General features: G+C 60.3%; 8 protein-coding genes. 5 read left to right on the top strand and 3 right to left on the bottom strand.

The window, feature by feature from the left end; translation table 11 throughout:
- Positions 1 to 279: 279 nt before the first annotated feature.
- Positions 280 to 2,118 carry a long-chain-acyl-CoA synthetase gene (locus PMI35_RS22590; RefSeq protein WP_008057259.1) on the top strand — a complete coding sequence of 613 codons (1,839 nt, stop codon included), beginning with the start codon at positions 280 to 282 and terminating at the stop codon, positions 2,116 to 2,118.
- Positions 2,119 to 2,214: 96 nt separating this feature from the next.
- Positions 2,215 to 2,733 carry an ankyrin repeat domain-containing protein gene (locus PMI35_RS22595; protein WP_008057258.1) on the top strand — a complete coding sequence of 173 codons (519 nt, stop codon included), beginning with the start codon at positions 2,215 to 2,217 and terminating at the stop codon, positions 2,731 to 2,733.
- Positions 2,734 to 2,774: 41 nt separating this feature from the next.
- On the opposite strand, the gene PMI35_RS22600 is transcribed toward PMI35_RS22595, so the two are convergent.
- The 3 genes from PMI35_RS22600 to PMI35_RS33270 form a co-directional block, all read right to left on the bottom strand.
- A complete protein-coding gene (locus PMI35_RS22600; RefSeq protein ID WP_008057256.1) occupies positions 2,775 to 4,115 on the bottom strand; it encodes a phosphate ABC transporter substrate-binding/OmpA family protein in 1,341 nt (446 codons plus the stop codon).
- Between the two features lie 144 nt (positions 4,116 to 4,259).
- Positions 4,260 to 5,072: an exodeoxyribonuclease III gene (gene xthA / locus PMI35_RS22605; RefSeq protein WP_008057253.1), complete on the bottom strand. Its 813-nt coding sequence runs from the start codon at positions 5,070 to 5,072 to the stop codon at positions 4,260 to 4,262.
- 248 nt (positions 5,073 to 5,320) lie between these two features.
- Positions 5,321 to 6,343, bottom strand: coding sequence for an RHS repeat-associated core domain-containing protein (locus tag PMI35_RS33270; RefSeq protein ID WP_008057252.1), 1,023 nt, complete (start codon positions 6,341 to 6,343; stop codon positions 5,321 to 5,323).
- Between the two features lie 336 nt (positions 6,344 to 6,679).
- Here PMI35_RS33270 and PMI35_RS22610 point away from each other — a divergent pair, with 336 nt between their 5' ends.
- The 3 genes from PMI35_RS22610 (at position 6,680) to PMI35_RS22620 (ending at position 12,792) form a co-directional block, all read left to right on the top strand.
- Positions 6,680 to 7,330 carry a GNAT family N-acetyltransferase gene (locus PMI35_RS22610; RefSeq protein ID WP_008057251.1) on the top strand — a complete coding sequence of 217 codons (651 nt, stop codon included), beginning with the start codon at positions 6,680 to 6,682 and terminating at the stop codon, positions 7,328 to 7,330.
- Between the two features lie 63 nt (positions 7,331 to 7,393).
- A complete protein-coding gene (locus PMI35_RS22615; protein WP_008057250.1) occupies positions 7,394 to 9,121 on the top strand; it encodes an autotransporter assembly complex protein TamA in 1,728 nt (575 codons plus the stop codon).
- Positions 9,118 to 12,792 carry a translocation/assembly module TamB domain-containing protein gene (locus PMI35_RS22620; RefSeq protein ID WP_032831471.1) on the top strand — a complete coding sequence of 1,225 codons (3,675 nt, stop codon included), beginning with the start codon at positions 9,118 to 9,120 and terminating at the stop codon, positions 12,790 to 12,792. The genes PMI35_RS22615 and PMI35_RS22620 overlap by 4 nt, the downstream gene beginning before the upstream one ends.
- Positions 12,793 to 12,838: the final 46 nt, after the last annotated feature.

The raw sequence follows: 12,838 nt of genomic DNA, 5'->3' as shown, positions 1-12,838 counted from the left end.
ATTGCTCTCTTAAAAAATCTTATATAAAACAATTACATACGATTTTTGTCGATTTTCGCTTTCGTGCAATCTGCATGAATGGCTATCGTGCATCCTGCATTTTGCGTGGTCGTCGGCGTTTCGATGGAACCATTTGGCGTGCGCGCGCTCACGATTTCAAACGTCGGTGTCGCGGATACAAAACATTTCAAAAACCGCGTGTACAGCTGCAGAACCGTTGACGTATTTTCGGGGTCGATCAACGCCGCCCGACAATAAGAAGAGCCCACGGGAACAGCCATGCGCCGCACGCAGCACGACTCGATCACCTGGGGCATGATGCTCCGCAAGCTGCCTTCCATTGCCAAAGCCATTCCTCGTGTGGTCAAGGGCATGAAGGTCGCCAACGTCAAGGATCCGGCCCAAACGTGTGGCCTGGGCTGGAGTTTCGAACAAGCGACCCTGCGCAACCCCGAAGGCCCGGCCTTGCTGTACGGCGAGGTGCAGCTGACTTACGCCCAGGTCAACCGCTGGGCTAATCGCATCGCCCATCACCTGATTGAGCAAGGCATCGGCAAGGGCGACGTGGTGGCGGTTTTCATCGAGAATCGCCCGGAATTGCTGGTGACCCTCCTGGCCCTGGCCAAGGTCGGCGCCATCAGTGCCTTGCTCAATACCTCGCAAACCCGCGATGCCCTGGCCCATAGCCTGAACCTGGTGACCCCCGCAGCCATTGTCGTCGGCGCGGAATTGGTACCGGCCTACCTGGCGGTGCGCGAACGGGTGTCGATCGAGAGGGCGCGTACCTGGTTCGTCGCCGATCAGGACACCTACAGCCACCCCGGCATCGCGCCCGACGGGTTCGTCAACCTGATGACGGCCAGCGTCGACGCCTGCAGCGACAATCCCGCCAGCAGCCAGCAGATCTATTTCGACGATCCTTGTTTCTACCTCTATACCTCGGGCACCACCGGCTTGCCCAAGGCCGGGGTTTTCAAGCACGGGCGCTGGATGCGCAGTTACGCAAGCTTCGGCATGATCGCACTGGATATGCGCCCCGAGGACACCGTCTACTGCACGTTGCCGCTGTATCACGCCACCGGCCTGTGCGTGTGCTGGGGCTCGGCCATCAGCGGGGCGTCGGGGTTCGCCATCCGCCGTAAATTCAGCGCCAGCCAGTTCTGGAGCGATGTGCGCAAATACCGGGCGACCACCCTCGGCTATGTCGGTGAATTGTGCCGCTACCTGGTCGACCAGCCTCCCAGTGCCGACGACAGCCAGCACGGCGTGACCAAGATGATCGGCAACGGTTTGCGTCCCGGGGCATGGGGCGAATTCAAGACGCGCTTCGCAGTCCAGCACATCTGCGAGCTGTATGCCGCCAGTGACGGCAATATCGGTTTCACCAACATCCTCAATTTCGACAACACCGTGGGCTTTTCCCTGATGTCCTGGGAGTTGGCGGCCTATGACCACGACAGCGGTGCGCCGCTGCGTGGCACCAATGGTTTCATGCGCAAGGTCGGCAAGGGCGAGCAGGGGTTGCTGCTGGCCCGGATCGACGACAAGGCGCCGCTCGATGGTTACACCGATCCGCACAACACCGAAAAAGTCGTGCTGCACGACGTGTTCGTCAAGGGCGATCGCTACCTCAACACCGGCGACCTGTTGCGCAACATCGGGTTCGGTCATGCGCAGTTTGTCGATCGCCTGGGCGACACCTTCCGCTGGAAGGGGGAAAACGTGTCGACCACCGAAGTCGAGAACATCCTGCTGCAGCACCCGAACATTTCCGAGGCGGTGGCCTATGGCGTGGAGGTGCGCAACACCAACGGCCGTGCCGGGATGGCCGCGATCACACCCGCGGAATCCCTGGCGACCCTGGACTTCGGCGAGTTGCTGGCTTTCGTCCGGCAACACCTGCCGGCCTACGCGGTGCCGCTGTTCCTGCGGGTGAAAGTGAAAATGGACATCACCGGGACCTTCAAATACCAGAAGACCCGGCTCAAGGACGAAGCCTTCGACCCCGGCCGGACTGGCGATGACCCGATCTACGCCTGGCTGCCGGGCACCGAGACCTACGTGCAGGTCACCGGGCAGGTGCTGGCGGACATCCAGGGCGGCAAGCATCGTTATTGAAAAGGGCTATGGCCGCGAATCAGAAAAAACAAGTGACAGTGGCGAGCACCCTCGGGAAACTGTCGACTTTGCGAAAAACTGAAAGTGGAGCGTTCAATGTCAGACAAAAGCCGCCAGATGACCCCGGAAGAAGCCGCCGAGTTTGCCGAACAGGTCTTCAACAAGGCGCGCGAGGGTGATGCGGCCATGATGGCTGCGCTGCTGAGCAAGGGCCTGCCGCCGAACCTGCGCAATCACAAGGGCGACACCTTGCTGATGCTGGCCGCCTACCACGGCCACGTGGACACGGTAAAAGTCCTGCTCGAACACAAGGCGGATCCGGAAATCCGCAATGACAACGGCCAGAGCCCGATTGCCGGCGCGGCCTTCAAGGGCGACCTGGCTGTGATCAAGGCCCTGGTCGAAGGGGGCGCGCAGGTCGAGGGTTCGTCCTTCGACGGCCGTACCGCGTTGATGATGGCCGCGATGTTCAACCGCGTCGAAGTCGTCGACTACCTGATCGGCAAGGGTGCCGACCCGAAAGCCAAGGACGCCAACGGCATTACCGCGCTGGACGCCGCCAAAACCATGGGCGCCGTCGATACCGTTGCGCAACTGGAAAAACTGCTCGGCTGAAGTCGTTTCGGGCCAGGTCTGAACGACCTGGCCCGACAGATTCAATGAACCCAGACCTCGACCCGCCGATTGCGGATCCGCCCCTCATCCTCGCTGTTGGCCGCCACCGGCATCTCGGCGCCGAAACCGCGAATGTCACGCAGTACCACGCCACTTTTCACCAGTTCGCGGCGCACCGCCATGGCCCGCAGCTTTGAAAGCAGGTCGGCGCGCGCCGGATCGAGCTTGGCATCGCCGAACCCGACCAGCGTTACCTGGCGATCGGTCTTGTCGTGCTGCTTCATATAGTCGAGCACCCGTGACAGGTCCTGGCGGGCCTTGTTGTCCAGGCTGGCGCTGCCTTCTTCGAAGCGAAAGTTCACCGTCAGGCGCATGGCGTGGCGGCTCAGTGCCTGGTAGCCCTCGGGCATCAACGCATTCGGCGAAACCGTCATGGCCTGGATCGTCTGGGCGATGAAGCCATTGGCCGCGACGATCGCCTGGCCCTGCCGGCTTTGCGCGAAGGCCACCAGTGCTTCGGCCCAAGGGTTGTTGCGCTTGGGTGGCAGGTAAAAGAACAGGCGCCGGGACAGCGGGTAATCTTCCGTGGCAATCAGGCTGTTGAGCGGCAGCATGGCCATGGACTGGCCGTCGGCAATCGCCACGGCCTTGGCCGAGCGCACGTAGGGCAGGCCGATAAAGCCGATGCCGTGCGGGTCCTGGCTGACAGCGTCGGACAATTGTTCGCTGGACTCGAAACGTCTTGCGCTGCCGCTCAGGGTTTTGCCATGACCGCCGAGCACCAACTCCCTGAAGGTGTCGTAGGTGCCGGACTGATCATCGCGCGCATAAAGATGGATGGCTCCGCCGTGGCCGCCGATCTCTTCCCAGGTTTTCACCTCGCCACTGAAAATACGCGCCAGCTGCACCGTGTCGAGTGTGTGCAACGGATTTTGCGGATGCAGGATGATTGCCAGCCCGTCGATGGCGATGACCTGTTCGGCGGCGGCGCTTTTCAGGTCGCCCAATGCTTGCAGGCTGACCAGCTCGCTGTCCTTGATCGGCCTGGAGGAGGCGGCGAGATCGGCACTTGCCGCTTTTAGCGCGGTGAAGCCGGTACTGGAGCCGTGGGCCGCCAGCTCCACTTCAACCCTGCGGCCTTGTTCGGTTTCACCGACGATACGTGACTCGTTGGGCTGCTCCGTCGCTTCGCGGTGCACCTTGAGCAGCCCCTGCTTTTTCATCAGGCCCTCGACCAGCGCCGGCCCCAGTGCCGCGCCAATGGTGTTGGAACCCTGGATACGCAGCACCGGGCCTTGCCCGGGAATCGGCAAGGCGCTGGCCGCTACCGACAACGGCAGCCCGGCACAGAGGATCAACAGGAACCACCCGCGCAGCGACATGCCGGCACCTTTCAAGACCAAGGGAAGAGCCGGGAGAATAAGTCAGAAAGATTTCCGAAAGATGACAGCCCTGTAGGGGCGAGGGTGGCTGATCGTTGATCGTTCCCACGCAGAGCGTGGGAACGATCATCAGGCTGCGGTTTCTTAACTCAACTCCAACCAGATCGGCGCATGATCCGAAGGTTTTTCCATGCCGCGCAGTTCGTAGTCCACGCCCGCGTCCTTGATCCGTGGCAGCAGGGCGTGGGACGCCAGGATCAGGTCGATCCGCAGCCCGCGCTTGGGTTCGTCTTCGAATCCGCGGCTGCGGTAGTCGAACCAGCTGAAGCGATCGGCAGCATCCGGGTTGAGGTGGCGGAAGCTGTCCACCAGGCCCCAGTTCTTCAGCCGGCCCATCCACTCGCGCTCTTCCGGCAGGAAGCTGCACTTACCGGTCTTCAGCCAGCGTTTCATGTTGTCCGGGCCGATGCCGATGTCGCAGTCTTCCGGGGAAATGTTCACGTCGCCCATCACCACCAGTGGCTGGTCGTTCTTGAACTGGCTTTCCAGCAGCGCCTGCAGGTCGCTGTAGAAGCGTTGCTTGGCCGGGAACTTGGTCGGGTGGTCGCGGCTTTCACCCTGTGGGAAGTAACCGTTCATGATGGTCACGGGCACGCCATTGGCGTCGGCAAAGGTGCCCCAGATGAAGCGGCGCTGCGCGTCTTCTTCATCGGTGGCGAAGCCTTTGTGCAGGGCCAGCGGCTCCTGGCGAGAAAGCAGGGCGACGCCGTAGTGACCCTTCTGCCCATGGAAATACACGTGGTAGCCCAGGGCCTTGATTTCATCGAGTGGAAACTGGTCGTCATGGACCTTGGTTTCCTGCAACCCGATCACATCGGGTTGATGCTTTTCGATCAGCGCCGCCAGCTGATGCGGGCGAGCGCGCAGCCCGTTGATGTTGAAGGAGACGATCTTCATGGTCGGCAGTCCTGGCAAAAGGGCGATGCTAGCTGACATGCCGGCGTGGGGCTAGCTGTTGGTGCCAGTAGCCTACTCTCTGTAGCAAAGCTTGCTCGCGATAGCGTTGTCTCAGTCCGCACTCATCATTTCAAGCCGGACGGCTATCGCAAACGAGCTTCGCGCCTACAACTCGACCGCAATCCTGATCGTGCGCATGAAGATCACCGGCTATCTGCCCCACTTTTGCTTTTAATATGTATGCACTTTCAGGTCTTGCGAACTTCTAGTAAATTTTCTTTGAGAATGGTAGTTATATTTGGGATGTGGTCTTTCACTGCAGAATAATGCGGAGCAATTTGTTTGAAGAGTTCGTATTGTTGCTTAACTCTAAGGGTTGGATTGGAGGGGGGAGTTAAAAGGAGAGCTTCAGCGTTTTTTATAAGTCTTTCGGTGGTATTAATGAAGGGTACTTTGATTTCATTGCCGATACCCCTGAGGTCTGCTTGGGTTTTACCTTTGTCTAATGTGCCGTTTAGGGCTTTTTTTGTTGTTTCAAGGTGGTGCCTCGCATTCATTATATAATTATCGAGTTTGTTAGCGATTTTCTCTATTGACTTGCTATTGTATTTATCGATTTTTAGTGCCTGGTTCAGTTCGCCTTCATTGAAATGGTTTTTCGCATGGGTGTCTATTTTGTTGGCTTTATTGGCGGCGTTTGTAGTTGAAATGCTTTTCTTCCCTATCCCGAAAAGCCGAAAACTACCATTTGGATCCGTCCAGTTTATCGGATCGTTCCCACAGTACGCATAAGCATTAACCCCACCTTTCCCAAACGGACTCAACACATCCGGGCTATTAAATCGCATCAACACCGGATTGAACTGCCGATACCCATTGCCCAAATGATAATGCCCAGTCACCAGGTCGGGCCGTTCACCGTTAAACCCGAGCAGGCTCAACAAACCGTTCCCAATCGGCCGATGCCCATAAGGCGTGTAGGCAATACGATGAGCCTGGGTCGAGTCCACCGCGTTCAACACTGAACGTTGGTGATCGGTTGCCAGCAGCGTGGTGTCCACGTTATCGCCCCAACGATTTTGTTGCGCCAACACCTGGTCGTCGTGCTGGAAGATGCTGCGCTGCGCAGCGTTGTGGATTTCCGTGGCCAGACGGTCTTTGCAGAAAAAACGCTGGAGTCCGGCTTGCCGGTCTGGCGTCCAGGTGATGGAGCGATCCAGCGCATCGTAGCGGTACTGACACAATACTGTTTGAAGCCGTGTAGTTGTCATTGCCTGATCTCCGGGCAAGGCTCAAGAAACTGTAATGTGAGCATCGGCTAGTTTTCAGGTTCTGCCTACTATCAGAACTGCTAGTACGGTGGGTGTCAGGTCAGCGCTTTTCGCTTCGTCGCCAGCATTGGCGGGGCGCACCTCAGGACGCCTTCGCCGGCAAGCCTGGCTCCTACAGGTTGCGACTTGTTTAACTCAGCCCGAAGTTGGTCTATACCTTGGTAGGCCCAGCAAAACCGCTGTTTTGAAATCAACAAGGAACTGTGCCCGCACCCAGAGGCTCGTACCAACAAGAGCGCCACCGTTGTGAGCGGCGCCCCGGGGAGATTTACCGTCATGCCCGAAACCTCGACCGCCATTGCCGATATCCACATGCTCGACAGTGGCTACTCCCGTGAAGCCCGCTCGCTGCTGTACCAGGCCTATCGCCATGAGCCGACGTTCAGCTACCTGTTCGAAGCCGAGCGTCCCGGCTATGAGCAACGGGTGCGTGCCACCGTGCGCGAGTTGGTCAAGCAGCACTTTTTCCAGGAGTTGCCGGCCATCGGCTTGCTGGTCAATGACCGGCTGATCGGCATCGCCCTGATCGCGCCGCCGCAGCGGCGCCTGGGGGTGACTGAAAGTTGGGCCTGGCGCCTGCGCATGGTGCTCAGTACCGGTTTTCGCTGCACCCGCCGCTACCTTGAATATCACGACGCCGTCGCTGCCTGCGTGCCAAACGACTCGGTGCACGTGCTGCCGTTGCTGGGGGTTCACCCGCAATTCCAGGGCAAGCATTTTGGTGAGCAGTTGCTGCAGGCGGTGCATAACTGGTGCGCGGTGGATGAAAACTCCCAAGGTGTGATTCTCGACACCGGCAACCCTCGTTATCTCGACTTCTACAAGCGCCAGGGCTATGAGGAAATCGGTGAGGTGGCCGTGGGGCCGATTCGCGAGCACGTGTTTTTTCACGCCAATCCGCAGGTATTACATACAGCAACAGCTTGAGGTCGAACTTTCTGTGCAAGCCAGGCTCTATCACGCTCCACGCTCGTGATAGCATCCGCGCCTATGAAGTTTCCAGGAAGAATTACCAGTGGCGTGCTGATGCTGATTACCAGCTGCGCAGCACTGGCGCAAAGTGAATTGGATGTGCGGATCAAACCGTCCAACGATGCACTGAAGGCCAATATAGAGGGCTATATCGGCAGTCTCGGCGATCGTGACGAAGAAGCCTTGCTGCGCTTCAGTCGTGGCGCCGAGGAGCAGGCGCGCAAGGCCGCCCAGGCCTTGGGTTACTACCAGCCGCAGATCGACAGTGAGGTAAAGGCCGGCAAGACGCCGCGCCTGATATTGACCATCGAGCCCGGCGAGCCGGTGCGTTTGCGCAATATCACAATCCGTGTCGACGGCCCGGCGGCCAGCCTCAAAGCCTTTCGTGTGCCCAAAAGCAAGGCCCTGCAAACCGGTGCGGTCCTCAATCACGGTCAATATGAAGATGCAAAGCGCCTGATCCAGAACCAGGCCTCGCGCTATGGTTTTTTCAGTGGCCACTTTACCCGCCAGAAGTTGTCGGTCGACCCGCGGGCCGGCGTGGCCGATATCGAGCTGATCTACGACAGCGGCCCGCGCTATTCGCTGGGCAAGGTCAGTTTCGAAGGTGACACGCCGTTCGACGAAGACCTGCTGCAACGCATGGTGCCGTTCAAGGCCGGCACGCCGTATGACTCCGAACTGATCGCCGAACTCAACCAGGCGCTGCAATCGAGCGGCTATTTCGAAGGCGTGCGGGTCGACGCGGCGCCGACCGCGTCCAAGGACGATGTGATCCCGGTGGACGTCAAGCTCGAGACTCGCAAGCCACGCACCATGGGCCTGGGCCTGGGTTATTCCACCGACGTCGGCCCGCGGGTCAAGGCCAACTGGACCCGGCACTGGGTCAACCCTCAGGGTCACAGTTATGGCTGGGAGACCGAAATCTCGGCGCCGCGGCAAAACGTCGGCTTGTTCTACGACATTCCCCTGGACCCGCCGCTGACCGACAAATTGCGCTTCGCCGGTGGTTACCAGAAGGAAGAAATCGCCGACAAGGACAGCCTCAGCAAGTTGCTGACCGTCGGCCCTGAGTGGCACAGCAAGTTGCCCAGCGGCTGGCAACGGGTGGTGTCGCTCAAGTGGCAACGCGAGGAATACCGCCTCGGCGACGACTCCGGCCTCAGTACGCTGCTGATGCCCGGTGTGAGCTATTCGTACCTCAAAAGCGACAACCGCATCGACCCGCACAACGGTTATCGCCTGCAGTTCGAAAGCAAGGTCGCCAAGGAAGGCCTGGGGTCCGATAACAACCTGCTGTACGGCACCGCGCTGGTCAAAGGCCTGACCACGGTGTTCGACAAGCATCGCTTGCTCGGTCGGGTTCAGGTCGGCGGCAGCGCCACCAACGGCTACAAGTCGATACCGCCGTCGTTGCGCTTCTTCGCCGGTGGCGACCAGAGTGTGCGTGGCTACGACTACCAGAGCCTGTCCCCGGAAAACAACCAGGGTGACCGCATCGGTGGGCGCTACATGGTCACCGCCAGCGCCGAATACCAGTATTCCGTTGCGGAAAAATGGCGTGTGGCGACCTTCGTCGACCAGGGCAACTCCTTTAATACACTTGAGCTGCCGAACCTCAAGACCGGGGTCGGTATCGGCGTGCGCTGGATCTCTCCGGTGGGGCCGATCCGCCTCGACCTGGCCCATGCGCTGGATGATGATGGCGGTATTCGATTGCACTTTTCCATGGGGCCTGAGCTCTGATGCGTGGCTTGAAAATAACACTGCTGGCCGTTCTGACGCTGTTGCTGCTGGTGGTCTTGATACTGACCACGGTGCTGGGCACAGCAACGGGCAGTCGCTGGGCGCTCGGGTTTGTGCCGGGCTTGAGCCTGGACAATTTCCAGGGGCGCCTGGGCGGACAGTGGAGCGCCAACCATGTGTTGTGGCAGCAAGACACCAGTCGGGTCGAACTGGATAAAGTCATCTTCGCCTGGTCGCCGCTGTGCCTGACGCGCATGACCTTGTGCATTGAGCAATTAAAAGCAGATCGGGTCAGCCTGCAATTGCCGCCCGGCGAGGAGGAAGAGAGCAGTGGGCCGATCAGTCTTCCTGACTTGAAGCTGCCCCTGGCGCTCGAACTGGGGGATATCCAGGTTGGCAGCCTGCTGTTCAACGGCAGCGAACAACTCAAGGGCTTGCAACTGGCGGCACACTGGACTGCCAACGGCTTGCAGATCGACTCGGTGCAATTGCAGCGCGATGAGCTGAGCCTGAACCTGTCCGGCCTGCTGCAACCGACAGGCAACTGGCCGCTCAAGGCCGAAGGCAAGCTGACCCTGCCGGCACCTGGCAGCGGACCTTGGGCGCTGGCGTTGAAGGTCGATGGCGACCTGCTCAAGACCCTGAACCTGAAAGCCGACAGCAGCGGCTATCTCAATGGGCAACTGACCGGCCAGCTGCAACCCCTGGTGGAAAACCTGCCGGCCACGCTGCGCATCACCGCTGACGGCTTCAAACCCAGCGCCGATTTACCCGACACCCTGACGCTCAATCAGCTTGAACTGACGGGTGCCGGTGACCTGAAAAATGGTTATCAACTAGCCGGCAAGGCCACGCTGCCGGCCGAGCAAGGCCCGGTCGCGCTGGCGCTGCAAGGCAAGGTCGACGCCAACGGCGCGCAGATCGCCGCCCTGGACCTGACCGCCAACGACAAGCAAAGCCTCAAGCTCACCGGCCAACTGGACTGGAGCAAGGGCCTGAGCGCTGATGCCAAAATCGCCTGGCTGGATTTCCCGTGGCACCGTCTCTATCCGCTGATCGACGAACCCCAAGTGGCCCTGCGCAGCTTCAATAGTGATGTCTCCTACACCGACGGCAAATACCTGGGTCACTTCGATGCCGCGCTGGATGGCCCGGCCGGGGCGTTCAGCCTGACCAGCCCGTTCGCCGGCGACCTGACGAAAATCTACCTGCAACAGATCCAGCTGGTCGCCGGGCAGGGCAAGGCCGAAGGGCACCTGAACCTGCAATTCGCCGACGGCATCGCCTGGGACACCGCGCTGGATCTTTCTGCGATCGACCCGGCGTACTGGGTCGCGGAACTGCCGGGTACCCTGGCCGGACCGTTGCGCAGCAAAGGCGAGATGAAGAACGAAAAGCTCAGCCTGAGCGCCGACCTGGATCTGAAAGGCAAGCTGCGTGGCCAGCCGGCCGTCCTGCAAGCCAAGGCTGATGGCAGTGGCGAGCAATGGAATCTGAATGCCCTGCAGATTCGCCTCGGCGACAACAGCATCAATGGCAAGGGCAGCCTGCAACAAAAACTCACCGGGCAGATCGACATCAAGCTGCTGCGCCTGGCCCAGCTCTGGCCGCAATTGCGCGGCCAGGTCAATGGCCGGGTCGATGTCGCCGGCACGCTCAAGGCACCGCAAGGCAAGCTCGGGTTGCAGGGCACGCAACTGGCTTTCCAGGACAATCGCCTGCAAAGCCTGAACCTGGATGCGACACTCGACAGCGCGCAACGGGCGAAAATCGACCTCAAGGGCAGCGGTATCCAGGCGGGCGATACCTCGCTGGGCACGCTGACCGCCAGCGGGCAGGGCGACATCAGGAACCAGAAGCTGAACCTCGACCTGCAAGGGCCCAAGCTCAAGCTCGCGCTCGGACTCGACGGTGCACTGGACAAGGGCAACTGGCGCGGGCGCCTGGCCAGCGGCGATATCCAGGCCGGTGGCCAGGACTGGAAGCTGCAAGGGCCGGCTAAGCTGGAACGCCTGGCGGACGGAAAAATCAATTTCGGCGCCCATTGCTGGGCGTCTGGCCCGGCCAGTCTGTGCGGTGAAGACCAGCGCCTGATGCCCGAGCCGAAGCTGCGTTATCACCTCAAGCAGTTCCCTATCGACAGCCTTGCACAGTGGCTTCCGAAGGATTTCGCCTGGCAAGGCCGGCTCAACGCCGACGTGCAACTGGACCTGCCGGCCAGCGGCCCGAATGGTGTGATCAGCATCGATGCCAGCGGCGGCACGTTGCGCGTGCGCGAGAAAGATCAGTGGCTGGACTTTCCGTACCAGACCCTGAAACTCACCAGCCAGCTGACGCCCAAGCGCATCGATAGCGAGCTGAATTTCGTCGGCGGCAAGCTCGGCGAATTGAACGTGCAGGCACAGATCAACCCGCTGCCGAAGAACAAGCCGCTGACCGGTACATTCCGCTTGAATGGCCTGGATCTGTCAGTGGCGCGGCCGTTTGTACCCATGGTCGAGAAACTGTCCGGTCGCTTGAATGGCAGCGGCACGATTGCCGGTGGCCTGCTCGCGCCGCAGGTCAATGGCAATCTGTTGCTCAGCGACGGCGAGGTGTCCGGTGCCGAGTTGCCGATGGAGATTCAAGCGCTGCAATTGCAGGCGCTGATCGCCGGTGAATCCGTGCAGCTCAACGGCGGCTGGAAAAGCGGCAAGACCGGGCAGGGCAGCCTCAACGGCAACATCGCCTGGGGCCAGGCGCTGGTGGTGGACCTGGCGCTCAAGGGCTCGCAGTTGCCGGTCAGCGTCGAACCTTACGCCAAGGTCGAAGTGGCGCCGGACCTGAAAATCTCGATGAAGGGTGATGAACTGGCCATCGCTGGCAAAGTATGGGTGCCCAAGGGGGACATCACCATTCGCGAGTTGCCGCCATCGACGGTAAAAGTGTCCGATGACACGGTGATCGTCGGGCAGCAAACCGAGGAGGGCAAACCGCCCCTGGCGATGAAAATGGACATCGATGTGGTGGTCGGCGAAGACCAGCTGAGCTTTGCCGGGTTTGGCCTGACCGCCAAAGTGCAGGGGCATGTGCACATCGGTGACAACATGGACACCCGTGGTGAGCTATGGCTCAACGACGGCCGGTACCGCGCCTACGGCCAGCGGCTGACGGTGCGCCGGGCGCGGTTGCTGTTCGCAGGTCCCATCGACCAGCCCTACCTGGACATCGAAGCGATTCGCCAGACCGACGATGTGATCGCCGGCATCCGCTTGAGTGGCAGCGCCGAGCAACCGACCACGCAGATTTTCTCGGAACCGGCCCTGGCCCAGGAACAGGCGTTGTCCTATCTGGTGCTGGGGCGTCCGCTGAGTACCAACGGTGAAGACAACAACATGCTCGCCCAGGCCGCGCTCGGCCTGGGCCTGATGGGCAGCTCCGGAGTGACCGGCAGCCTGGCGAAGAATCTGGGGATCGATGATTTCCAGCTCGACACCGAGGGCAGTGGCAACGCCACCAGCGTGGTCGCCAGCGGCAACCTTTCGGAGAAGCTCAGCCTGCGTTATGGCGTCGGTGTGTTCGAACCGGCCAACACCATTGCCTTGCGCTACAAGCTGAGCAAGAAGGTCTACCTTGAAGCGGCTGGTGGCGTGGCCAGTTCGTTGGATATCTTCTATAAGCGGGATTTCTGACCAGGCCACCTTCCCTGTAGGAGCTGCCGCAGGCTGCGATCTTTTG

Origin of the sequence: Pseudomonas sp. GM78 (genome assembly GCF_000282475.1) — a bacterium.
In the GTDB taxonomy this organism is placed as follows: Bacteria; Pseudomonadota; Gammaproteobacteria; order Pseudomonadales; family Pseudomonadaceae; genus Aquipseudomonas.
The sequence above is the reverse complement of the archived record's forward strand: the minus strand, read 5'-3'. Positions and strand labels throughout refer to the sequence as shown.